Source organism: Azorhizobium doebereinerae UFLA1-100 (assembly GCF_000473085.1).
Classification (GTDB): Bacteria; Pseudomonadota; Alphaproteobacteria; order Rhizobiales; family Xanthobacteraceae; genus Azorhizobium; species Azorhizobium doebereinerae.
This window is the reverse complement of the sequence record NZ_AXBA01000021.1, coordinates 24,151-46,030: the sequence shown is the minus strand read 5'-3', so window position 1 is coordinate 46,030 and position 21,880 is coordinate 24,151. Positions and strand designations below refer to the sequence as shown.

The 21,880-nt window shown below is 68.9% G+C and carries 19 protein-coding genes; 13 read left to right on the top strand and 6 right to left on the bottom strand.

What is annotated here, in order from left to right:
• The first annotated feature begins 190 nt into the window (after positions 1 to 190).
• The 11 genes from YU1_RS0115510 to YU1_RS0115460 all read left to right on the top strand — a co-directional run bounded on the left by YU1_RS0115510 (position 191) and on the right by YU1_RS0115460 (position 12,358).
• Entirely contained in the window at positions 191 to 1,126 is a 936-nt protein-coding gene (locus YU1_RS0115510) for a 4-hydroxy-tetrahydrodipicolinate synthase family protein (protein WP_029004844.1), read from the top strand.
• Between the two features lie 5 nt (positions 1,127 to 1,131).
• Positions 1,132 to 1,911: an SDR family oxidoreductase gene (locus YU1_RS0115505; protein ID WP_029004843.1), complete on the top strand. Its 780-nt coding sequence runs from the start codon at positions 1,132 to 1,134 to the stop codon at positions 1,909 to 1,911.
• Between the two features lie 71 nt (positions 1,912 to 1,982).
• Positions 1,983 to 2,945 carry a LysR substrate-binding domain-containing protein gene (locus YU1_RS29750; protein WP_051356918.1) on the top strand — a complete coding sequence of 321 codons (963 nt, stop codon included), beginning with the start codon at positions 1,983 to 1,985 and terminating at the stop codon, positions 2,943 to 2,945.
• A gap of 220 nt (positions 2,946 to 3,165) precedes the next feature.
• Entirely contained in the window at positions 3,166 to 3,903 is a 738-nt protein-coding gene (locus YU1_RS29745) for an enoyl-CoA hydratase/isomerase family protein (protein ID WP_051356917.1), read from the top strand.
• 14 nt (positions 3,904 to 3,917) lie between these two features.
• Complete coding sequence (locus tag YU1_RS0115490) at positions 3,918 to 4,955, top strand: alcohol dehydrogenase catalytic domain-containing protein (RefSeq protein ID WP_198018946.1); 1,038 nt, start codon at positions 3,918 to 3,920, stop codon at positions 4,953 to 4,955.
• Position 4,956: 1 nt separating this feature from the next.
• Positions 4,957 to 6,507 carry a class I adenylate-forming enzyme family protein gene (locus tag YU1_RS0115485; protein WP_029004841.1) on the top strand — a complete coding sequence of 517 codons (1,551 nt, stop codon included), beginning with the start codon at positions 4,957 to 4,959 and terminating at the stop codon, positions 6,505 to 6,507.
• A 275-nt stretch (positions 6,508 to 6,782) separates the two neighbouring features.
• Positions 6,783 to 7,790 carry an ABC transporter permease gene (locus YU1_RS0115480; RefSeq protein ID WP_051356916.1) on the top strand — a complete coding sequence of 336 codons (1,008 nt, stop codon included), beginning with the start codon at positions 6,783 to 6,785 and terminating at the stop codon, positions 7,788 to 7,790.
• Positions 7,787 to 8,629 (top strand): ABC transporter permease, encoded by an 843-nt coding sequence (locus tag YU1_RS0115475; RefSeq protein WP_029004839.1) that lies wholly within the window; start codon positions 7,787 to 7,789, stop codon positions 8,627 to 8,629. Before YU1_RS0115480 ends, YU1_RS0115475 begins: the two co-directional genes overlap by 4 nt.
• A gap of 1 nt (position 8,630) precedes the next feature.
• Entirely contained in the window at positions 8,631 to 9,656 is a 1,026-nt protein-coding gene (locus tag YU1_RS0115470; protein ID WP_051356915.1) for an ABC transporter ATP-binding protein, read from the top strand.
• The gene (locus tag YU1_RS29740) at positions 9,653 to 10,708 is read left to right on the top strand and encodes an ABC transporter ATP-binding protein (RefSeq protein WP_156922183.1); all 1,056 of its coding nucleotides are present in this window, start codon (positions 9,653 to 9,655) and stop codon (positions 10,706 to 10,708) included. The genes YU1_RS0115470 and YU1_RS29740 overlap by 4 nt, the downstream gene beginning before the upstream one ends.
• A gap of 12 nt (positions 10,709 to 10,720) precedes the next feature.
• Entirely contained in the window at positions 10,721 to 12,358 is a 1,638-nt protein-coding gene (locus tag YU1_RS0115460) for an ABC transporter substrate-binding protein (protein WP_051356914.1), read from the top strand.
• Positions 12,359 to 12,376: 18 nt separating this feature from the next.
• Here YU1_RS0115460 and YU1_RS29735 read toward each other — a convergent pair whose 3' ends face one another.
• The gene (locus tag YU1_RS29735) at positions 12,377 to 13,171 is read right to left on the bottom strand and encodes a TetR/AcrR family transcriptional regulator (RefSeq protein ID WP_084539900.1); all 795 of its coding nucleotides are present in this window, start codon (positions 13,169 to 13,171) and stop codon (positions 12,377 to 12,379) included.
• A gap of 150 nt (positions 13,172 to 13,321) precedes the next feature.
• Between YU1_RS29735 and YU1_RS0115450 the strand changes: the two genes are divergently transcribed.
• Positions 13,322 to 14,272, top strand: coding sequence for an aldo/keto reductase (locus tag YU1_RS0115450; protein ID WP_029004836.1), 951 nt, complete (start codon positions 13,322 to 13,324; stop codon positions 14,270 to 14,272).
• Positions 14,273 to 14,276: 4 nt separating this feature from the next.
• Here the strand turns inward: YU1_RS0115450 and mmsB are convergent, their stop codons facing one another.
• The 4 genes from mmsB to YU1_RS0115430 all read right to left on the bottom strand — a co-directional run bounded on the left by mmsB (position 14,277) and on the right by YU1_RS0115430 (position 18,726).
• On the bottom strand, positions 14,277 to 15,167 hold the full coding sequence (mmsB, locus tag YU1_RS0115445) for a 3-hydroxyisobutyrate dehydrogenase (protein ID WP_029004835.1): 891 nt from the start codon (positions 15,165 to 15,167) through the stop codon (positions 14,277 to 14,279).
• 33 nt (positions 15,168 to 15,200) lie between these two features.
• Positions 15,201 to 16,343 carry an isobutyryl-CoA dehydrogenase gene (locus YU1_RS0115440; RefSeq protein WP_029004834.1) on the bottom strand — a complete coding sequence of 381 codons (1,143 nt, stop codon included), beginning with the start codon at positions 16,341 to 16,343 and terminating at the stop codon, positions 15,201 to 15,203.
• A gap of 90 nt (positions 16,344 to 16,433) precedes the next feature.
• Positions 16,434 to 17,108 (bottom strand): sulfotransferase family protein, encoded by a 675-nt coding sequence (locus YU1_RS32070; RefSeq protein WP_029004833.1) that lies wholly within the window; start codon positions 17,106 to 17,108, stop codon positions 16,434 to 16,436.
• Between the two features lie 121 nt (positions 17,109 to 17,229).
• Complete coding sequence (locus tag YU1_RS0115430) at positions 17,230 to 18,726, bottom strand: CoA-acylating methylmalonate-semialdehyde dehydrogenase (RefSeq protein ID WP_029004832.1); 1,497 nt, start codon at positions 18,724 to 18,726, stop codon at positions 17,230 to 17,232.
• A gap of 145 nt (positions 18,727 to 18,871) precedes the next feature.
• On the opposite strand from YU1_RS0115430, the gene YU1_RS0115425 reads away from it, so the two are divergent.
• A complete protein-coding gene (locus YU1_RS0115425; RefSeq protein ID WP_035715523.1) occupies positions 18,872 to 19,780 on the top strand; it encodes a LysR family transcriptional regulator in 909 nt (302 codons plus the stop codon).
• A gap of 12 nt (positions 19,781 to 19,792) precedes the next feature.
• Here the strand turns inward: YU1_RS0115425 and YU1_RS0115420 are convergent, their stop codons facing one another.
• Positions 19,793 to 21,274: a methyl-accepting chemotaxis protein gene (locus tag YU1_RS0115420; RefSeq protein ID WP_029004830.1), complete on the bottom strand. Its 1,482-nt coding sequence runs from the start codon at positions 21,272 to 21,274 to the stop codon at positions 19,793 to 19,795.
• Positions 21,275 to 21,880 lie beyond the last annotated feature (606 nt).

Below are 21,880 nucleotides of genomic sequence, written 5' to 3'. Positions count from 1 at the left end.
GCATCGCCTTCCGGCGAAAACCGCCGCCGCTATTGACAGGGTGACGGGTGCGCGGCAAATTTCAAACACTTATTTGAAAGGCAGCTCCCGTCCCGGCTTCCGCCGGTTGCGCCAGCCCGCCAGACGGCCATTATCTCCGCATAATCCGGCACCTGCGGGCCCATGCGCCCGCTTACGGCACGAGGCCACCATGGACAAGATCACGGGTTCTTTCGTCGCCATCGTCACGCCCTTCAACACCGACGGCTCGGTGGACTTCGGCGCCTTCCGCGAGCTTCTGAAGTTCCAGCAGGACAACGGCACCGCCGCCATCCTCATCATGGGCTCCACCGGCGAGACCTCCATGCTCTCCGCCGAGGAGAAGAAAGAGGTCATCGTCGAGACGGCGAAGATGAAGACGGCGGCCATGCCGCTGTTCTACGGCTGCACCGGCAACAATACCGAGAGCACGATCGAGAACGTGCGCTTCGCGAAGGCCAACGGCGCCGACGGCGCCATCCTCGCCGCGCCGGCCTATATCTGCGCGCCGGAAGCGGACATCGAGACCTTCTTCCTCGACGTGGCGGACGCCACCAGCCTGCCGCTCGGCATCTACAACAACCCGCCCCGCGTGAAGAGCGACCTGCACTGGGACAATCTGCTGCGCATCTTCAAGCACCCGAACTACGTGATCCATAAGGAATCCACCACCCGCGTCGGCCAGGTGGCGCAGGTGCTGGCGGCGCGCCCCGACGTGTCGGTGATGTGCTGCGACAGCCCGAACCTCGGCCTGGTGGTGCCCACCATGAGCCTGGGCGGCCACGGCACCGCCAACATGACCGGCAACCTCGCCCCGGCGGAACTCGCCGCCATCTCCACCCCGTGGGTTGGCGATCTCGGCGCGGAAGCGTTCAAGGACGCCTATCTCGGCCTCCTGCCCCTGCTGCACTACACCTATTCGGCCATCAACCCGGTGGCGGTGAAGTCGCTGATGAAGGCGGTGGGCCTGCCGGTCGGCGACCTGCGCAAGCCGCTGACCGGGCTCCAGGGCGATGCGCTCGCCAAGGGCATCCGCATCATCCAGGAGCTGGAGCTGGACCGGAAGTACGGCTTCAAGATCGCCCCGCTCTCCGCCATCGCGGCCTGAGCATCATGGATCTCGGCATTTCCGGCCGCCGCGCCCTCGTCACCGGCGGCAGCCGGGGCATGGGGCGCGCCTGCGCCGAAGCGCTCGCCCGCGACGGGGTGAAGGTCACCATCGCGGCCCGCACCCTGGCGACCCTGGAACAGGCGGCGGCGGAGATCACCGCCGCCACCGGCGCGCCGGTCGGCTTCGTGGTGGCCGACCTGACGACGGATGCGGGCCGCGCCGCTGCCCTCAAGGCCTGCCCCGAGCCGGACATCCTCATCAACAACGGCGACGGCGAGCCGCCCGGCGACTATCGCGACTATTCGCGCGCCGACTGGATCCGGGCGCTGGACCGGATGATGCTGGCGCCCATCGAGATGATGCGCCTGACCGTGGACGGCATGATGGCGCGCGGCTTCGGCCGGGTGGTCAACATCGTCTCGCGCAGCGTGAAGACGCCGCAACTGGAGATGGCACTGTCCAACGGCGCCCGTTCCGGCCTGGTGGGCTTCGTCGCCGGCCTGTCGCGGCAGACGATCAAGCACAATGTCACCATCAACAACGTGCTGCCCGGCATCGTCGCCTCGGACGCCCAGCGCCACCATGTCGAGAGCCTCGTGGCCATGACCGGCCGGCCGTTCGAGGACATCTGGGCGGAGCGGGCCGCGCAGAATCCCGCCGGCCGCTACGGCGAGCCCGCCGAAATCGGCGCCTGCGTCGCATTCCTGTGCTCGGCGCCCGCCGGCTTCATCACCGGCCAGAGCCTGCTGGTGGACGGCGGACAATATCCCGGGACCTACTGACGCGCACCGCAACTCCCCCGTGCGCCCGCCCGCGAATGCTGCAACACTGCGGCCGGGTGCGCGGAGGACAGATGGGCATCGTGACGGACGAGGATGACGACCTTCCGGCGCCGCGGCAGGCCGATGCGCCGCCACGGCTGAATGCCGTGCAGCTCGACATCTTCCATGCGGTGGTCGCCACCGGGAGCGTCACCGCCGCCAGCCGCCGCCTCAACCTGTCCCAGCCGGCGGTGAGCCGGCGCCTCGCCGACCTGGAGCGGACGCTCGGCTTCGCCCTGTTCCTGCGCGAGGGCAAGCGCCTCATCATCACCCCCGAGGGGACCGCCTTCCATGACGAGCTGACGGTGAGCTATGTCGGCCTTGAGCGCCTGGCCAAGGTGGCGCGGGACATCCGCGAGCTCCGGCGCGGCCATCTGCGCCTCGCCGCGATCCCCGCCTTGTGCTTCGGCCCGGTGCCGCGGGCGGTCGCGGCCTTCATGGACCAGCACCCGCAGATCAAGATGACCTTCGAGGTGCACGCCTCCGCCCGCATCCTCGATGCGCTGGCCGCCGGCCTGCTGGACGTGGGGGTGACGCAGGTGCCCGGCGCCTATTCCGGCCTCACCGTGGAGCACACCTTCCGCGCGCCCTGCCTGTGCGTGATGCCGGAAGGCCACCCGCTGACGGAGCGCAAGGTGGTCACGCTGGCCGACCTCGCCGCCTATCCCCTCATCTGCCTGCCGCCCGACACCGAGGTGGGGCATGCTCTCCTCGCCAGGCTCGAAGCCCTCGGCCCGGTGACCCCGCGCGCCGAGACGCTCACCTCCATGGCCGCCTGCGCGCTGGTGGCCGCGGGCGCCGGCATCTCGCTGGTGGACCCGTTCACCGCCAGCAGCTTCGCCGACGGCAAGATCGTGGCCCGCCCGTTCACGCCGACGCTCGACTTCACCTTCCGCATCCTGCGGCCCGAAGGCCGGGTGGCCTCGCGCTCGGTCCGATCGCTCGTGGACATCCTCACCGCGCACATCGCCGCGGACCCGAGAGTGGCGCGGTAGACGACCAGCGTCGTTATGCCCCACGCGCATGAACAGCGCACAAAACAGCATTGGAGCCTTTAGCGCAGGTTGTGCTGCATTACCCCTGAGCCTGTTTAGAGCGCTTTCAGGGACGGGTTTTCCCCCGAAATCTGAAAACGTTGCGTGTCGGTTCATAGGTGCGGAACTTTTCCGATGACATGTATCGGAAAAGGTGACGACAAGCGGGGGCTTGGACGGGATGGCGATTACGCTCGATATCGCCGAGGGCGTCGCGACGGTGACCATCCGTCGGCCGGAAGTGATGAATGCCCTGGACGTGCCGGCCAAGGAACGGCTCGGCGAGATCTGGCGGGCGGTGGCGGCGGACGACGCCGTCCGGGTGGTGGTGCTGACCGGCGCCGGCGATCGCGCCTTCTGCGCCGGCTCCGACATCAAGGAAATCAACCGCACCGGCCGCATGGTGACGACCGAGGTGCTGCTGGACGCCATTCCCGGCGTCGGCGTGCCGCTGGACAAGCCGGTGATCGCCGCCATGCACGGCTATTGCATCGGCATGGGGATGACCCTCGCGTTGCATTGCGACCTGCGATTGGCGGCGCGCAACGCGATCATAGGGTATCCGGAGGTGCGCCACGGCATGATCTCCGCCATGAGCGCCATCCGCCTGGGGGAGGTGATCCCGCAGGCGCATGCGATGGAACTGCTGCTTATGGCCCGGAATATCAACGCTGAAGAGGCCCTGAGGCTCGGCCTCCTCAATGCCGTGGTGGACGATGTCCACGCCGCCGCCGCCGAATATGCGGCGCGAATCGCCTCGTTTCCGCCGGTGGGGGTGCAGGCCACCAAGCGGCTCGCCACCTTCGGCCGCCGCGCCACCGCCGAGGCGGCACGCGCCGAGGCCGCCGCCGCCCGGGCCTTCGTGGAAGCCCACGACGATTACCGGGCCGCCGCAGCCGCCCACGACCGGCGCAGCTGAGCCCTGGACCTGCCATGACCTTGATGAATGCCGTCGTCTTTCCCGCATTCGGCCCGCCGGACGTCTTTCGCGCGGTGCGGGTGGACCGTCCGGAGCCAGGCCCCGGCGAGGCGCTGGTGCGCATCCATGCCGCCGGCATCTGCTACCATGACGTGCTGTCCCGCGCCGGACGCATCCCCCGCGACCGGCCGGGCCAGATCCTCGGCCATGAGATTTCCGGCGTGGTCGAGGCCGTGGGCGTCGACGTGCCCGCCGGGCGGGTGGGCGAGCGCGTCGTCATCTACCAGCGGCTGTATTGCGGCCGCTGCGCGAACTGCCTCGCCGGCCGGCAGGACCTGTGCCGCAACAGCCGCGTGCTCGGCGAGCAGGGCGGCGGTGGCTATGCGGAATATTGCTGCGTGCCGGAGCGCAACCTCATCACCGTGCCGGACGTTGTCGATCTCGACAGCGCGGCGCTGGCCGTGTGCCCGGTGGGTACCAGCATCCGGGCCCTCGTGGGCGTCGCGGAAGGCAAGGCGGGCGACACCGTGCTCGTCACCGGCGCGGGCGGCGGGCTCGGCCTGCACCAGATCCAGCTCGCCCGCGCGCTGCACATGCGGGTGATCGCCGTCACCTCGTCGCCGGAGAAGGTGGAAGCGATCCGCGCCGCCGGCGCACACGAGGTGGTGGTGAGCACGGACGGCGCCTTCAGCGCAGAGGTCTGGCGGCTCACCGGCAAGGAGGGCGTTAACGTCGTGCTTGAGAATGTGGTCTCGACCACGCTCGGAGAAAGCCTGCGCTCTTGCGCGGCGCGGGCGGCGGTGGTGATCCTAGGCAATGTGGAGGCGCGACCCGTCAGCCTCGACCCTGGCCTCGTCATCGGGCGGCGCCTGAGGATCTGCGGCTCCGGCAACGCCACCTATGGTGACGTGCGCCTGGCGTTGCATCTGATGGCCACGGGCGCGGTGAAGCCGTTCATTCATGCGGCTTTGCCTTTTCGGGACGTGGGTGAAGGGCACAGGCTGATGGAAAGCCGCAAGACCATCGGCCGCGTTCTTCTGAAGGGCTGGTAGGATGCACCTCGGATCCCTGTTTCATCGGACCCGCATCTGGCACGGCCCACGCATCGCCATCGTCGACGAGGCGGGCCCCTGGACATTCGAGGCGTTCCTCGGCCGCATCGCCCGTTTCGGCCGGGCCATGGACGGGCTGGGGCTCGCCCGCGGCGACCGGATCGCCCTGCTCATGCCCGACATCCGGGAATATCTGGAGGCCGATTACGGCGCCATGGCCGGCGGCTTCGTCCGTGTGCCCATGGACCCCAAGGCCAGCCGCGCCGAGATCCTTGCCCAGCTTCGTCATGTGGGTGCGCGCCTGCTGGTCGCCGACGCCAGCCTCGCGCCCGTGGTGGAGGGGCTCGACCAGGAGGTGGCCACCCTCGACCACGTGGTGGCCGTGCGCGGTACCCTGCCCGGCGCCCATGACTATGAGGGCCTTCTCTCCCGCGCCGCCGACCGCTTCCTGCCGCCCGGACACGGCAGCGACCTCGCCTCGCTGAACTTCAGCGGCGGCACCACCGGCCGGCCCAAGGCCATCATGCTGCGCCACGACAATCTCGCCGCGGTGGTGCAGCACGTCGTATCGGGCTTCAACATCCACGCGGACAGCGTGTTCCTCAACGTGCGCCCGCTCTGGCCGATCGCCCAGGTGATCTCGCTGTCCTACTTGTTGGCGGGCGCGCGCGTGGTGCTGGGCGGACGCTTCGACCCGGAGCGCTTCCCGTTCCAGATGGCGCGCTTCTCCGCCACCCGCACCTCGCTGGTGCCCACCCAATTGATGCGCGCGCTCGACCATCTGGCGCCCGACGACGTGGCGTTGAACGCCATGGAAGCCTTGCACGTGGGCGGCTCGCGCATTCCGGAGGTGGTGTTCGACCGGGCCATGGACCTGATGGGCCCGCGCATCGGCACGCTCTACGGCCTCACCGAGGCGCCGGTCACCTGCTATCTCCAGCCCGAGCGCCTCGCCGGAAAGAAGGCCCTGCGGTGCGAACTGCGCGACACCGTGGGCAAGCCGTTCTTCAGCTACGAAGTGAAGCTGGCGGGCGTCGATCCGGACGCAACGCACGGGGGAAGCGGCGAGGTGCTGGTCCGCGGCCCCCACGTCATGGCCGGCTACTGGAACGACCGCGAGGCCACCGCCGCCACGCTGGTGGACGGCTGGCTGCATACCGGCGACGTGGGCCAGTTCACGGAGCGCGGCGACCTCTCCATCGTGGGGCGCATCAAGGACGTGATCCGCACCGGCAGCACCTCCGTCGTTACCAAGGAAGTGGAGGACGCCATCGCCCGCCACCCGGCGGTGCGCGAAGTGGCGGTGATCGGCGTGCCGGACCTGGAATGGGGCGAGGCGGTCACCGCCTTCATCGTCCTGAAGGAGGAGGGCCTCGCCAGCACCGAGGAACTCGTGGCCTTCTGCCGCTGCGCGCTGGCCGGGCCGAAGCGGCCCAAGAGCGTGCATCTGCGGCGCGAGCTGCCGCGCTCGCACTATGGCAAGGTGCTGCGCCAGGAACTGATCGCCAGCCTCGGCGCCACCGCCACTGGGCAGCGGGAAGCCGTGCGCTGACCCGCGCCGCCGCGCCCGCGGGAGGCGCGGCCCAACATGTGGGCGGGCCTAAAATTCAAACACTTGTTTGCAGAACTCGCTTGCAATCGTCATTCAAGTGTTGTCCATTCTTCATGTCAGGCTAATGTCCGGCACAGCGGCGCAAGAGCCGTGTTCTTCTTGCGCGCCGCCACTATATACGCCGCAGAGCAGTGAATAATGCGGCGAAAAGAGCAGAGCGGGATCTCCGGGAGTTCGTTTGGATTGCGTCTTCGAACACAAGCGGACGGATCGGCATGGCCAAAGCGAAGACCGGGAAACCACACGGCGGGCTCGCCACCTTCTTCACGCGACGCCTGATCCAGGCTGTTCCCGTTCTCCTTGGCATCGTCCTTTTCAGCTTCGTCATCCTGCATCTGGCCCCCGGTGACGCCATCGACGTCATGGCCGGCGAGGCCGGCACGGGCGATGCCGCCTACATGGCCCAGCTGCGCGAGAAATACGGCCTCGACCAGCCGCTCCACATCCAGCTGCTGCGCTACGGCACGCAGATCGCCCAGCTCGACCTCGGCTATTCCATCCGCAACAACGCCCCGGTACGCGACCTCATCCTCCAACGCGTCGGACCGACCCTGCTGCTCATGGGCGTCAGCATCGTGCTCTCCGTGGCCATGGGCGTGCTGTTCGGGGCGGTGGCGGCGATCCGGCGCAACACGCTCATCGACGACCTGATCTCGCTGGTGGCGCTGCTGGCCTATGCCATGCCGATCTTCTGGATCGGTCTCATGTTCATCATCCTATTCTCCGTCACCCTCGGCGTCCTACCGTCCGGCGGCTTCTACGACGTGGTGCGGCAGGACGTTGGCCCGCTGGCGCGCGGCCTGGACGTCGGCCGGCATCTGGTGCTGCCCGCGCTCACGCTCTCGCTGTTCTATTTCGCCATCTACACCCGCCTCATGCGCGCCTCCATGCTGGAGGTGATGGGCCTCGACTATATCCGCACCGCCCGCGCCAAGGGGCTGGGCGCCGCCAAGGTCACCATCCGCCACGTGGTGCGGAACGCGCTGTTGCCCATCGTCACCATGCTCGGCATGCAGACGGCCTCGCTGCTCGGCGGCGCGGTGGTGGTGGAGACGGTGTTCAACTGGCCCGGCCTCGGGCGCCTCACCTATGACGCGGTGTTCCAGCGCGACTATTCCCTGCTCATCGGCATCCTGCTCATGAGCTCGATCCTGGTCATCATCATCAACATGCTGGTAGACCTGGCCTATTCCTGGCTCGACCCGCGGATCGTGGCGCGATGACCGGCCTCCTCGACCTCTGGCGCCTGTTCCGCCGCAAGCGCACCGCCGTGCTCGGCCTCGCCATCTTCCTCGCCATCGTCGCGGCCGCCCTGCTGGCGCCGGTGCTCTATCCGGACGACCCCGCCGACATGGTGGCCCCGCCGCTGCTGTGGCCGGGCGAGGACATGGCCTATCCGCTCGGCACCGACACGCTCGGCCGCGACATCGCCGCCGGCATCATGCACGGCGCGCGCAGCGCGCTGATGATCGGCGGCATCTCGACCCTGGTGGCGCTGGCCATCGGCATTACCGTGGGCGCGCTGTCGGGCTATTACGGCGGCTGGGTCAACGACGTGCTGATGCGCGTCACCGAGATGTTCCAGACCATGCCGCAATTCATCCTGGCGGTGGTGCTGGTGGCCATTTTCGGGCCGGCGCTCACCTCCATCATCACCGCGCTGGCGCTGGTCTCCTGGCCGCCGGTGGCCCGGCTGGTGCGCGCCGAGGTCATGAGCCTGCGGGAACGCGAGTTCGTGCAGTCCTGCTACGTCATCGGCATGAGCGAACGCGGCATCATCTTCGGCCAGATCCTGCCCAACTGCCTCACCCCCATCATCGTCACCGCCTCCATCATGGTGGCGAGCGCCATCCTCACCGAGGCCGGCCTCTCCTTCCTCGGCCTCGGCGATCCCAACGTGCTCACCTGGGGCGCCATGATCGGCGCCGGGCGCGAGAGCCTGCGCTCGGCCTGGTTCCTGGTGGCCGAGCCGGGCCTTGCCATCATCCTGGTGGTGCTGTCGCTAAACCTCGTGGGCGAGGGGCTGAACGATGCCCTGAACCCCAAGCTGAAGCTGCGCTGAGATGACGACCGGCGCCCTCCCCCACACCGGCGCGCCGCCCGTGCTGGCGGTGCGCGGGCTGACCACCCGCCTGAAGACCCGCGCCGGGGAGGTGACCGTGGTGGACGGGCTCGACTTCACCGTCCATGCGGGCGAGACTCTGGCCATCGTCGGCGAATCCGGCAGCGGCAAGTCGATGACCGCGCTCTCGCTCATGCGCCTCCTGCCCGAGGCCGTCGCCTTCAACGCCGGCGGGAGCGCGCTGCTGAACGGACGCGACCTGCTGGCGGTGTCGGAGCGCGAGATGCGCGGCCTGCGCGGCGCCGATATCTCCATGATCTTCCAGGAGCCGATGACCTCGCTGAACCCGGTGATGCGCATCGGCCGGCAGCTGGAGGAGGTGTTCGAGGAGCACAAGCCCGAGCTCAGCCGCGCGCAGCGCCGCGCCCGCGCCGCCGACCTCCTGAAGCTGGTGCGCATTCCCGATCCCGAGCGGGTGCTGGACGAACTGCCCCACCGCCTGTCCGGCGGCATGCGCCAGCGGGTGATGATCGCCATGGCGCTGGCCTGCGATCCCAAGCTGCTGATCGCCGACGAGCCGACCACCGCGCTCGACGCCACCGTGCAGGCGCAGATCCTCGACCTGCTGCGCGCGCTCCAGGCCGAACTCGGGCTCGCCATCGTGCTCATCACCCACAATCTCGGCGTGGTGGCGGAGAATGCCCATCGGGTGCTGGTGATGTATGCCGGCCGCAAGGTGGAGGAGGCGCCGGTGGCCGAGCTGTTCGCCGCCCCGCGCCACCCCTATACGCGCGGCCTGCTGCGCGCTTTGCCCAATCCCGACGCCGCGGACGCCGGCCCGCGCGTGCCGCTGATGGAGATTCCCGGCATCGTGCCCGCGCTCTCCGCTTTGCCGAAGGGCTGCGCCTTCGGCCCGCGCTGCCCGGTGGCCCTTCCCGCCTGCGCTGAGACCCGGCCGGAGCTGCGGCCGGTCGGCCGCGGCAGCGCCGCCTGCCTCCTCGTGACCCCGGCGGAGGCCCTGGCATGACCCTCCAGACGCCGATGCCGGAGACCGCGGCGCCCTTGCTGGAGGTGCGCGACCTCGTCAAGCACCACGGCCAGGTGCGGGCGGTGGATGGCGTGAGTTTCCACATCCGCGCGGGCGAGACGGTGGGGCTGGTGGGCGAGAGCGGCTGCGGCAAGTCCACGCTCGGGCGGGCGATCATGGGCCTCGCGCCGCTCACGAGCGGCGAGGTGCGCCTCGACGGCGCGGTGATCTCCGGCCTGCCCTATGCCCAGGTGCGCCCGCTGCGCAAACGCATGCAGATGGTGTTCCAGGACCCCTATGCCTCTCTGAACCCGCGCCGCCGGGTGGGCCAGATCATCGAGGAACCGCTGAAGGTGCACGGCCTCGGCTCCGCCAAGGCGCGCCGGGCGCAGGTGATCGAGCTGATGGCCCGCGTCGGCCTGCCGGCGGATGCGGCGGGGCGCTTCCCGCACGAATTCTCCGGCGGCCAGCGCCAGCGCGTCGGCATCGCCCGCGCCCTCGCGCTGTCCCCGGCGTTGATCGTCGCCGACGAGCCGGTCTCCGCGCTCGACGTCTCGGTGCAGGCGCAGGTCGTCAACCTGATGGTCCGCCTGCAGCAGGAGATGGGTCTCTCCTACCTCTTCATCTCCCACGACCTGGCGGTGGTGCATTACATCGCCGACCGCATCCTGGTGATGTACCTGGGCAAGATCGTCGAAGTGTCCGACCGGGCGCGGGTGTGGAAGCAGCCGCTGCATCCCTATACGGCCGGCCTGCTGGCCGCCCATCCCTCGCCGGACCCCGCCGGCGCCCATCGCCCGCACCTGCGGATCGAGGGCGACATGCCGAGCCCGACGGCGCCGCCCCCCGGCTGCCGCTTCCACACCCGCTGCCCGTTCAAGGTGGAGCGCTGCGCCAGCGAGGAGCCGGCCTTGCGCGCGCTCAACGACGGCCGCTCCGTCGCCTGCCATCTGGTGGAGGTGTCCGCCGACGGCATCGCCCATGCCCCCACCGAGCGGACCGCCGCGCCGATCCGATCCGCCGAACCCGCCTTGCCTCTGTCGCCCTCTTGAGCGAGCCCTGCCATGACTTCTGACAGCCCGTCCCCGCTGCGCTTCGGCCCCGTGTCCCGGCGCACCTTCCTCGGCACATCCGGCGCGGCGGCGGCCACGCTGCTGATCGGCCGCACAGGGGAGGCCTTCGCCGCCGAGACGCCGCAGAAGGGCGGCACGCTCACCATGGCCATCTGGCCGGACCCGACCGCCCTGGTCTGCGCCTTCACCACCTCCGACCAGGTGCTGCTGGCCTCCTCCAAGATGACCGAGGGGCTGGTGGCCTATGGCTACGACTTCCAGCCCCAGCCGCGCCTCGCCACCGCCTGGACGCTGGCCCCCGACGGCCTGTCCGCCACCTTCACCCTGCGCAAGGGCGTGAAATGGCACGACGGCGCGGACTTCACCTCCGCCGACGTCGCCTTCTCCTTCATGCAGCTCTTGAAGCCCAACCATCCGCGCGGACGCGGCACCTTCGCCAACCTGACCGCCGTGGACACGCCGGACGCTCACACGGCGGTGCTGCGCTTCTCCAAGCCCTCGCCCATGGTGATGAACGCGCTTTCCGCCTTCGAGAGCCCGATCCTGCCCAAGCACGTCTACGAGCAGGGCGACCCGCTGCGGAACCCGGCCAACAACGCCCCCATTGGCACCGGCCCGTTCAAGTTCGTGGAATGGAACCGTGGCAGCCACATCACGCTGGAGCGCTTCCCCGGCTACTGGGCCGAGCAGAAGCCCTATCTTGACCGTATCGTGATGCGCGTCATCAACGATGCCGGCTCGCGCGCCGCGGCGCTGGAGACCGGCGAGATCCTGCTCGCCGGCCCGAACCCCGTGCCCTACAGCGAACTGGCCCGCTTCCGCTCCAACCCGAAGTTCGAGGTGGAGACCCGCGGCGAGGAACTGCTGCAGCACGCCCAGGCCATCCAGGTGAACCTGCGCAATCCGGACCTGGCCAAGCTGGAGGTGCGCCAGGCCATCCTCCAGGCCGTCAATCGCGAGGCCATGGCGCGCGCGGTCTGGTACCAGAGCGGCAAGCCCGCCACGGGCCCGATCCCCTACCAGGCCGGCGACATCCGCCTCGCCAATCCCCCGGCCTATCCCTACGACCCCAAGAAGGCCGAGGCGCTGCTCGACGCCGCCGGCTATCCGCGCGGGGCGGACAAGATGCGCATGAAGCTGCGCCTCGACTGGGTGCCCCTTGGCGAGGCCAATCTGCGCGGCGCGGAGTTCGTCAAGCAGTCGCTCCAGCGCGTGGGCATCGACGTCACCATCCGCTCGTCGGACCTGCCCACCTATCTGAAGCTGATCTACACCGACTATGACTACGACCTGAACCTGTTCCTCTACGCGCCGATCTTCGATCCCTCCATGGGCCTGCAGCGCTTCTACTGGTCGAAGGCGGCCCGGCCCGGCTCGCCGTTCGTCAACGCTTCCGGCTACGCCAGCCCCGCGATGGACAAGATCCTGGAAGAGGCGGCGACCGAGATCGACCCGGCCAAGCGCAAGGCGCTGTTCCACGACTTCCAGAAGCTCGCCATGACCGATCTGCCGATCCTGCCGCTGCTCGACCTGGACTACACCTGCATCCTCAGCAAGCGCGTGCACGATCTGATGGCCATGCCCGAAGGCATTCGCGGCAGCTTCGCCGACGTGTGGCTGTCCGCCTGACGCGGGAGCCCGAACCGCTCAGGCGATGGGAAGGGCGGGCGAGGCCTTGCGGCGCGCCCGCCGGCGCTCCGGCGACCTGTCATCCTCGGGCGTGGCGGGAGCCGCGGCCGCCGGGCCGGCGAAGCCCGCGGCGATGAACGCCACCAGCTGGCGCACGATGGCCTCGTCGTCCTGCGTCTCGCACAGCCCGCCGGACTGGCGCTTCAGGCGCTGCGAGGTGGGATCGGCATCGGTGAGCACCTGCATCACCGCGCCGATGGAGAAATTGTAACGCCAGTAGATGTCCGCCCGCGACAGGTGCGGCGCCGCCCCCTGCAACGCGTCCACGAAGCGCTGCACCAGCGGGTCGACGCGGTCGATGAACACGCGGATGGTGTCCTCGCTCGGCCGCGCGCGCACCTGGAGCAGCAGGCGGATGAGCGAGCGCCCGCCGGTCTCGTCGCGGCTCAGCTCGACGATGGGGCGCACCATCACCTCCACGATCTCGGCGATGGAGAGGGCCGCCCCGCCGGCCGCCGCGAGCCGTGCCTCCAGCGCCGCGAGGCGGGCGGCGGTGTAGGGCGTCATGCGCCGGTCCAGCACCTGGCGGACCAGTTCGTCCTTGGAGCTGAAATAATAGTTCACCGCCGCGATGTTCACCCCCGCGGCCACCGTGATCTCGCGCAGGGTGGCGGCATCGAAGCCGCGCGTGGCGAACACCAGCTCGGCGGCGGCCAGGATGCGCCGCCGTGGCTCGCCGTCGCGCTCCGCCACGGCGGCGGCCGCGCGGCGCGGCTTTGCCGCCGTCTCGCCCGCCTTGCGGAACGAAGTCATCCGGATCCTCGGCCTCCCAGGGGTGCGCCATTGACTTAAGCAGGATGACGTGTGGTGAGCAACGGTGCGGGTGCAAAAACCACGGGCCTGCCCTGTTGATGACGCGAAACGGGATAAGCTTGGCCCACCCGTTCGTGCGTGGAGTTTCAGATGCAGTACCGCCCCCTCGGCCGCTCCGGCCTGTCCATCGCCCCGCTGGTGCTCGGCGGCAACGTGTTCGGCTGGACCGTGGACGAAGCCCAGAGCTTCCGCCTGCTCGACGCCTTCGTGGACGCCGGCCTCAATGCCATCGATACCGCCGACATCTATTCGCGCTGGGTGCCGGGGCACAGCGGCGGCGAATCGGAGACGATCATCGGCAAATGGCTGGCGGCCAATCCCGCCAAGCGCGACAAGGTGCTGCTGTTCACCAAGGTGGGCATGGACCATGGCCCAGAGCGCATCGGCCTCTCGCCGCGCTGGATCCGGCAGTCGGTGGACGAGTCGCTGAAGCGCCTCAGGGTGGAGCGGATCGACCTCTATCAATCGCACCAGCCGGACCCGGCCACGCCGCATGCCGAAACGCTGGGCGCCTATGCCGAGCTGATGACGGCCGGGAAGATCCGCGCCATCGGCGCCTCCAACTATTCGGTCGAACAATTGGCGGACGCGCTCAAGGCCGCATCCGAGACCGGCCTGCCCCGCTACGAGACGCTGCAGCCACAGTACAATCTCTATGACCGCGCCACCTATGATGGCCCGCTGCGCGATCTCTGCCTGCGCGAGGATATCGGCGTCATTCCCTTCTACGGCCTCGCCGCCGGCTTCCTGACCGGAAAGTACCGCTCCGAGGCCGATTTCGGCAAAAGCCCGCGTGGCGGCAAGATGGCCAACTATCTCAACCCGCGCGGCCTGAAGATCCTCGCCGCTCTCGACGCGGTGGCGGCCGCCCGGGGAGCGACGCCCGGCGAAGTGGCGCTGGCCTGGCTCATCGCCCGGCCGGGCGTCACCGCCCCTATCGCCAGCGCCACCAGCCTGGAGCAGATGACGGGCCTCGTCCGCGCCGTCCATCTGGCGCTGACGGCGGAGGACATCGCCGCGCTGGACGCCGCCAGCGCCTGACCGCTCAGCTCCGGGCGCGGATCCACTCGATGATGCCGGAGAAATCGCGCCCGGCATTGCCCTCCGCCTCGAAGGCGGCATAGAGCTCCGCCGCCGCCGCGCCGAGCGTGGTGGCGGCGCCGGCGTGGCCGGCGGCCTCCTGCGAGAGTTTCAGGTCCTTCAGCATCAGCGCCGCCGCGAACCCCGGCTGGTAGTCGCGGTTGGCGGGGCTGGTCGGCACCGGGCCGGGCACCGGGCAATAGGTGGTGAGCGACCAGCACTGGCCGGACGAGGTGGACGCCACGTCGAACAAGGCCTGGTGCGTGAGGCCGAGCTTCTCGCCCAGCACGAAGGCCTCGCTGACCGCGATCATCGAGATGCCGAGGATCATGTTGTTGCAGATCTTCGCCGCCTGCCCCGCGCCCGCGGCGCCGCAATGGACGATCTTCTTGCCCATCAGCGCCAGGATCGGCTGGGCCGCCGCAAAGGCCGCCGGCGACCCGCCGGCCATGAAGGTCAGGGTGCCCGCCTCGGCGCCGCCGACACCGCCGGAAACCGGCGCATCCAGGCTCGGCAGGCCCGCCGCCGCCGCGCCTTCGTGGAAGGCATGGGCCGAGGCGACGTCGATGGTGGAACTGTCGATGAACAGCGCGCCCGGCTCGGCGGCGGCGAACAGGCCGCCCTCCCCCGAGACCGCGGCCAGCACGTGGCGGCCGGAGGGCAGCATGGTCACCACCACGTCCGCGCCGGCCACCGCCGCGGCCGCGCTTTCCGCCAGCGTCACGCCCCGCGCGGCAGCCGCGTCCAGCGCCGCCGGAACGAGGTCGAACCCCTTGACCATGTGCCCGGCCTTGACAAGGTTGGCGGCCATCGGCCCGCCCATGTTGCCCAGCCCGATGAAGGCGATGACGGCCATTGTGTCCTCCCTTAAGGATCTGTCGTTGAAGCGTCAGTTGCCGCGCTGGACCAAGGCGCGCGCGATGATGACGCGCATGATCTCGTTGGTGCCTTCCAGGATCTGGTGGACGCGCAGGTCGCGCACGATCTTCTCCACCCCGTAGTCGGCCAGATAGCCGTAGCCGCCGTGCAGCTGCAGCGCCTCGTTGGCGACCTCGAAGCCGGCGTCGGTGACGAAGCGCTTGGCCATGGCGCACAGGCGTGTGGCTTTGGGGTCCGCCCGGTCGAGCGCGGCCGCCGCCCGCCACAGGAAAGTGCGCGCCACCTCCAGCTGCGTCTCCATGTCGGCGAGCCGGAATTGCAGCGCCTGGAACTGGTTGATCGCCTTGCCGAACGCCTTGCGCTCGCCGGAATAGTTGAGCGCCTTGTCAAAAGCCGACTGCGCCCCGCCCAGCGAGCAGGCGGCGATGTTGAGCCGTCCGCCATCAAGCCCGGCCATGGCGAACTTGAAGCCCTCGCCTTCCGCGCCCAGGAGGTTCGCCACCGGCACGCACACGCCGTCGAAGATGACCGCGCGGGTGGGCTGCACCTTCCAGCCCATCTTCTTCTCGTTGGCGCCGAAGGACAGGCCGGGCGTTCCCGCCTCCACCAGCACGGTGGAGACGCCGGACGGCCCCTCGCCGCCGGTGCGCACCATCACCGCATAGAGGTCGGACGCGCCGGCGCCGGAGATGAACTGCTTCTCGCCATGGAGCACGTAATGGTCGCCCTCGCGCACCGCGCGGGTCTTCAACGCCGCCGCGTCCGAGCCCGAGCCCGGCTCGGTCAGGCAGTAGCTGGCGACGAGATCCATGGCGCACAGCTTGGGCAGCCATTTCGCCCGCTGCTCCGGCGCGCCGAAGCGGTCGATCATCCAGGCGACCATGTTGTGGATGGAGAGATAGGCGGAGGTGGCCGGGCAGCCGGTGGCCAGCGCCTCGAAGATGAGGGTGGCATCGAGCCGCGACAGGCCGGACCCGCCCACGTCGTCGCGCACATAGATGCCCGCCATGCCGAGCGCGGCGGCGGCCTTCAGCGTGGGAATGGGGAAATGCTCCGCCGCGTCCCATTCCAGGGCATGCGGCGCGATCTCCTCGCGGGCGAAGGTCTGCGCCATGTCGCGGATGGCGATCTGGTCTTCGGTGAGTTCGAACATCCCTCGCGCCTCCCAACGCGGATCACCCAGCCTCTCGCGCGCATCCACCGGCGGCTTTTGCCCTTGTCCGGCCGCGCGGGGCGGGATTGATCATGCCGTCAATTGATAGCCGAAATACTCCAGCTCGAAACCGAACGCATCCCGCACCGCCCGTGCCGAGGCGGCGTCGTAATAGTCCTGGAACGGCGCACGGTGGAGCCGGAAGCCGCCCTTGTATTGCCCGAGCCGCTCGGGCGTGTAGGCAAAGCCGACCCGCGCGCAGACACGGGCAAGATCGGCCACCAAGCTCTCGTAGCGCAGGAAATCGTCCATCGCGACCTTGCCGTCGATCATGTAGGTGTGCCGGTCGACAAGCCCGGCGGCATACGGCCGGATCCACTCCCGGAAGCTGTCGCGGATGACGGAAAAATCCGCCCCCACCATCGACCTGCGTTCCGCCGCGGGGATCTGGTGCCACCAGAATGACACCGCCTTGTCGAACGGATTGCGGATGACGCAGAACTTGTAATAGCTCGCCCAGACCTCCGGGCCCACCTGCGCCCGGATGACCGCGGCCGGCATATGGTGATACCAGCGCGCATCGGGTGGCGTGGGCCCCCTCACCCCGACGACGCCCGAAAGGCTCTCGATCTCCTCCGTCCGGTGCCCGCGCTCGAAATCGTGCCTCAACGGCAGTGCAGCTTCCTCGAAATAGATCTCTACCGATGTACCGGCGGTCTTCATGGTCTTCGTATAGATGAAGCGGTGCCTATGACTGATCAGCAATACGTCCTCCCAACCGGACCAACTCCTTCCCCACGCGCGGGACCATAAGCACGTGGGCGGCGGATTTGAACCCGGGGGAGCGATCCCGGACGCGCGGGCGGGCCGGCGTCCGGGGCAGCGATCAGTTCATGGTCGGGATGACGAACTCGGCGCCGTCTTTCACGCCGGAGGGCCAGCGCGAGGTGACGGTCTTGGTCTTGGTGTAGAAGCGCACGCCGTCCGGCCCGTGCTGGTTGAGATCGCCGAAGCCCGAGCGCTTCCAGCCGCCGAAGGTATGGTAGGCGATCGGCACCGGGATCGGCACGTTGATGCCCACCATGCCCACGTTCACCTTGGAGGCGAAGTCGCGGGCGGCATCGCCGTCGCGAGTGAAGATGGCGACGCCGTTGCCGTATTCGTGCTCGGAGGGCAGGCGCAGCGCCTCCTGATAGTCCTTCGCCCGCACCACGGACAGCACGGGGCCGAAGATCTCTTCCTTGTAGATGCGCATGTCAGGCGTCACATGGTCGAACAGGCAGCCGCCGAGGTAGAAGCCGTTCTCATAGCCCTGGAGCTTGAAGCCGCGCCCGTCCACCAGGAGCTTGGCGCCTTCGTCCACGCCGATGCCCACGTAATTGGTCACCCGCTCCAGCGCCTCGCGCGTCACCAGGGGGCCGAAGTCCGCCGAAACGTCGGTGGAGGGGCCGATCTTCAGGCTCTCGACACGGGGAACCAGCTTCTCCAGCAGCTTCTCGGCCGCCGCTTCGCCCACCGGCACGGCGACCGAGATGGCCATGCAGCGCTCGCCCGCCGAGCCGTAGCCGGCGCCGATCAGCGCATCCACCGTCTGGTCCATGTCCGCGTCGGGCATGATGATCATGTGGTTCTTGGCGCCGCCGAAGCCCTGGATGCGCTTCCCCGCCGCCGCGCCGCGCGCATAGATGTACTGCGCGATGGAGGAGGAGCCGACGAAGCCCACCGCCTGGATGTCCGGATCGTCCAGGATGGCGTCCACCGCTTCCTTGTCGCCGTTCACCACGTTGAGGATGCCGGCGGGAAGCCCGGCCTCGATCATCAGTTCGGCGAGGCGCATGGGCACGCCGGGATCGCGCTCGGACGGCTTCAGGATAAAGGCGTTGCCGCAGGCGATGGCCGGACCGAACTTCCACATGGGGATCATGGCCGGGAAGTTGAACGGCGTGATGCCGGCCACCACGCCGAGCGGCTGGCGCATGGAATAGACATCGATGCCGGGGCCGGCGCCGTCGGTGAACTCGCCCTTCAGGAGGTGCGGGATGCCGACGGCGAACTCGATGACTTCCAGCCCGCGCTGGATGTCGCCCTTGGCGTCCGGCACGGTCTTGCCGTGCTCGCGGGCCAGGAGATCGGCGAGCGCGTCATAATCGCGCTGCACCAGTTCAAGGAACTTCATCAGCACGCGGGCGCGGCGCTGCGGATTGGTGTTGGCCCAGCCGACCTGCGCGGCCTTGGCATTCTCCACCGCCGCCCGCATCTCCGCCGACGAGGCGAGCGCCACGCGCCCCACCACTTCGCCGGTCATGGGCTGCCAGACGTCGCTATAGCGGCCGGACGTGCCGGGCACGGGCTTGCCGCCAATGAAATGGCCGATGTCGCGCATGATGCGGGTCCTCTCCCAAGCGTTTCCGTGTGTTTTTGTTGGCGCTACGATGCCCTAGCTTTTTCTGCACATCCATCGCTATTTTTGCACCTGCTCCGTGCATTAATCGACGCACCGGCATGGGCATCGACGCGGGGGCAAGATCATGGCGGAGCGCGATTTCGAGTGGTCGGACCTGCGCTTCCTGCTGGCGGTGGCGCGGGCCGGCTCGCTCACGGGCGCCGCCCGCCAGCTCGGCGTGGAGCATTCCACCGCCAGCCGCCGCATCGCCGCGCTGGAGGCCGCCCTCGGGACGAAGCTGCTCGACCGCCGCCCCGGCGGCATCGCGCTGACCGCCCAGGGCGAGCGGCTGACGGCGGCGGCGGAGGGCATGGAGACGCTGGCGCTGGCGGTGCAGGGGGAGATCGGCGGCGCCGACCTCGGCGTCTCCGGCACGGTGCGGATCGGCGCGCCGGACGGGTTCGGCACCTGTTTCCTCGCCCCACGGCTGGGCGCCTTCTCCAGCCTGCATCCGGGGCTGGAGATCCAGCTGCTGGCGATGCCGCGGGTGTTCAGCCTGTCGAAGCGCGAGGCGGACGTCGCCATTTCGGTGAGCCGCCCGCAGGAAGGCCGGCTGCATGCCCGCAAGCTCACGGACTATCGCCTCGGTCTCTATGCCGGGCGCAGCTATCTGGAGCGGCACGGCCCGATCGCCACCCGCGCCGCGCTCGTCCGCCACGCCTTCGTCGGCTATATCGACGACCTGATCTACGCACCGGAGCTGGACTATGTGCCGCTAGTCTCGCGCGAACTGAAGCCCAAGGTGAAAAGCTCGAACCTGGTGGCGCAGATGCAGGCGACGCGGGCCGGCGCCGGGGTCTGCGTGCTGCCCTGCTTCATGGGTGACGCGGAGCCGGACCTCGTGCCGGTGCTGCCGGCGGAAGTGTCGCTGACACGCGCCTTCTATCTCGTCACCCACACCGACATGCGCGACCTCGCGCGCGTACGCGTCGCGGCAGATTTCATCGCCGCCGAGGTGGCGCGGGCCAAGGCCCGCTTCCTCGGCACATCCTGATCCCGGCCCGGATCAGGCGATGGCGGCCGAGGCTTCCCGCACCCGGCGGGCGGACACTTCCACATGGTTGGTGGAGGCGGCGATGACGCCCATATTCTGCTTCACCACCTCGATGCCGCTCGCCGCGGTCTGCATGGAGGAGGACACGTCCCGCGTCACCGCGGCCTGCTGTTCCACGGCGGCGGCGATGCTGGACGCGATCGTGTTGAGCTGGGAGATGAAGTCCGTCACCGCGCCGAGGGCATTCACCGCCTCGTCGGTCGCGGCCTGAACCTCCGTCACCTGGGTGGCGATGTCGCCCGTCGCCTTCGAGGTCTGGCCGGCGAGGCTCTTGACCTCCTGCGCCACCACGGAGAACCCCCGCCCCGCCTCCCCGGCCCGGGCCGCCTCGATGGTGGCGTTCAGCGCCAGCAGGTTGGTCTGGGCGGCGATGGAATTGATGAGTTCGACCACATGGCCGATCTTCTGAGCCGCACCGCTGAGGCTGGCCACGATGTCGTTGGTGCGGTTGCCCTGCTCCACGGCGGCGGCGGACAGTTCGCTCGACTGCTGGACCTGGCGGCTGATCGCCCCCACCGAGGCGGCCAGTTGCTGGGCGCCCGCCGCGACCGTCTGCATGTTGCTGGCCGCCGCGTCGGTCGCAGCGGATGCTGATGCCGCCTGCAGGTTGGTTTCCGCCAGTTCGGTGGAAATCCGCGACAGGTCGGCGTCGATCTCCTTCTGCGCGGTGACCCGCTTCTCGCGGTCCAGCACCATGCCGGTGACGTCGGTGGCGAACTTCACCACCTTGAAGGGGCGTCCCGCCGCGTCCAGGATCGGGTTGTAGCTGGCCTGGATCCAGACTTCCTTTCCACCCTTGCCGATGCGCCTGTATTCGGCGGTCTGGTATTCGCCCTTGCGCAGGCGGCTCCAGAAGCCGGCATAGTCCGGCGACTTGCGCTCCTCCGGCACCACGAACATCGAATGGTGCCGCCCGACGATCTCATCCAGGCGATAGCCCAGCGTCGCCAGGAAATTCTCGTTGGCCGCCAGGATGTTGCCATCGAGATCGAAATGGATCACCGCCTGCGACTTGGAGATCGCCTCCACCTGTCCCTCGAATTCCGCGCTGCGGAGCTTCGCGGCGGTGATGTCGGAGGCGAACTTCACCACCTTGATGACCTTGCCGCTCCTGTCGATGAGCGGGCTGTAGGTGGCCTGGATCCAGACCTCCCTGCCGCCCTTGCCGATGCGCCTGTATTCGGCGGTCTGGTACGCGCCGGTGCCGAGGCTGCGCCAGAACTCGCGATAGGCCGCCGTGTCGGCGACGGCGGGATCGACGAAGATGCGGTGATGCTTGCCGCGGATCTCCGGCAGCGTGTAGCCGACCAGCTTGAGGAAATTCTCATTGGCATCGACGATCACGCCGTCCGGCGTGAACTCGATCACGGCCTGAGCCCGATCAAGGGCCGCCAGCTTCAACAGCACTTCAGACTGACTTCCGACACCGAACATCACACGTCTCGCTCATTGCTCGGCAACGATGCCGATCCGCGCCGCGCGAGCGGCGTTGCACGAGCCGACACCGCCGCCCCGCGCGATTGGAACCGCGGCGTTTTGCCCCCATGCGGACGGATGCAGGCGTGGTCTGCCTCCGTCGAACCGCTGCGCTCATCGGCGCACGGCAATGCGGCCGCCGCCCTCGCCCCCGGGTGACACGCCGCCCTCGCGGCACGGCGGGACCTCGCCCCCTTGGCAAAGGTCTCGCGACGGACAGGAGAGCTATGTGCCGGGGCTTGCCTGAGGCTTGCGCTAAACGGTATCATTTTAATGCAACCGCGGGTTCGGACTTGATCCAAATCAACCGATGTGACGCTTCAGGCGTCAGTATTGATGCGTGAAATGTTTTACGCTCCCGTTTTAGGAATGGATCACTCGTCCGTTTCGGAACAGTCTCCCTCCTGTCCGCCCCGCCCCGGCGGGTAGAACGGCTGCCGGGCGCCGACGGGCCGCCTTGCCAGGCCGTGTGCGTCAGGCCGCGCGAAAGGCGGCTTCCCTGCCGCAATCGCGGCCTTGCCACACCACGACCCCGCGTCGATGATCCCTTGACCGATTCGTCGG